General features: G+C 65.2%; 3 protein-coding genes. All 3 read right to left on the bottom strand.

Going from position 1 to position 1,561, the window contains the following annotated elements:
- The coding region (locus WAW17_RS11525; RefSeq protein ID WP_422333112.1) for a site-specific integrase at positions 1-329 on the bottom strand (329 nt) is incomplete at its 3' end.
- Between the two features lie 339 nt (positions 330-668).
- On the bottom strand, positions 669-1,187 hold the full coding sequence (locus tag WAW17_RS11520) for an IS3 family transposase (RefSeq protein ID WP_422333111.1): 519 nt from the start codon (positions 1,185-1,187) through the stop codon (positions 669-671).
- Between the two features lie 3 nt (positions 1,188-1,190).
- The gene (locus WAW17_RS11515) at positions 1,191-1,388 is read right to left on the bottom strand and encodes a transposase (RefSeq protein WP_422333110.1); all 198 of its coding nucleotides are present in this window, start codon (positions 1,386-1,388) and stop codon (positions 1,191-1,193) included.
- Between the last annotated feature and the right edge of the window lie 173 nt (positions 1,389-1,561).

The following is a 1,561-nucleotide window of genomic DNA, read 5'->3' as shown; positions in this document are numbered from 1 at the left end:
GTGACCGCGTACTGGTCGGTCCGGCGGCCCGAGGACATCTTGACCACATTCGGTCCCGGACGCCCGGGGACCTTCGCTTCCCGACAGGCCCGCAGGAACCGCAACAGGACCTCGGTGGTCACCTCGTCCAGCGGCTGCTCCTCGACGAGGAGCCAACGGCAGAACGCGAGCAGGTCATAGCCGTAGGCGCGCACCGTCTTCGGGGAGTAGTTCCGATCCAGAAGGTGCGCCAGATACTCATCGACCATGACGAACCGCGAGGCACCCTCGCCGGCCAACACCCAGGCGCTGTCGCGCTCCTCGAGCCGAAGCTCCCGGTCACTAGTCACGAGAACAGATGTACCAACAGTGAGCACCAGCCAGCCCGTAATCAGCGCAACACGGCGTGTCGCTGACCTGCACAGATACGGGTATTAGCCGGTTAAGAGGGATTTCCTTTGGAACCAACAGAAGACACTCCGTCACCCTCATCGAGGCGTTCGGTGTGCCGCACAGCCCGATACTGCACGCCTCGGTCGCTGGGGGTACCGCCCTGCACGAAGTGCTAGGGGGAGGGTGAATCAACCCGGCGACGTCCTGGCCGACCCGTCGGCGCGCCCACAACCCCATATCCAAGGCGTCGAGGGCCAGGTCGGTACGCATCGACGTCGAGACCTGCCAACCGACGATCATCCGGGAGACTCCCCCAAGGACTTCGTCCAGGGAGGTGCCCCCACGTTGAGGATGAACGCGGCGTACACCCACCCCGAATGCGTGCGAATGTAGGTCAGGTCCGCCACCCACAACGTGTTGGGCGCGTCGGCGACGAACTGCCGCTGGACCCGATCCGCCGGCCGCGGAGTCTGGGCCCCGTCACTGTGCGTGGTCTTCCGACCTTTCAACCGTGGTATTCCCTGTAGCCCATCAGCTTTCATCAATCGTTCCACGGTGCACCGGGCCACCGACATCCCCTCTCGTTTCAGACTGGCGTGCACTTTGCGGGCCCCGTACACCCCGAGATTGTCGGCATGAACTCTCCGGATCCGGGACAGAACCTCGCGGTCACGCACCGCACGTGCCGATTCGGTTCGCTGGGGGCCCAGGTGAGCTCGGACCGTGGACGGAGCGATCTGGGCGGCCGTACCGCGCAAGACCGCGCAGATCGGAACGACTGGAGTGTTCGTCGCGGTGAGCAGCGACGAACTCAACGATCAGCGCTGTGGGCGGTCGATCTCCGCCGCAAAGAAAGCCGAGGCCTGCTTGAGAATCGTGTTCGCCCGCCGCAGCTCGCGATTCTCCCGTTCCAACTGGGCAATCCGTTCGGCATCACTGGTCGTGGTGCCCGGGCGCACGCCGCCGTCGATCTCGGCCTGCTTGACCCAGGTCCGGAGCGCCTCGGGGGTGCACACCGAGCTGATCGGCGATCCGCTTGAGCGCTCCCGGTCGCGTCGCCGGATCCTGGCGGGCCTCGACCGCCATCCTCGTTGCTCGTTCCTTCAGCCCGACACTGTACTTCCGTGGTGCTGCCACGCTCTCCATCCTTCACAGGTTCGAGAGCCTCCGACAGACCCGGGGCGATTCA

It is taken from the genome of Rhodococcus sp. (in: high G+C Gram-positive bacteria), assembly GCF_049286785.1.
GTDB lineage: Bacteria > Actinomycetota > Actinomycetes > Mycobacteriales > Mycobacteriaceae > Rhodococcus_F.
This window is presented reverse-complemented; position numbering and strand designations above follow the sequence as displayed.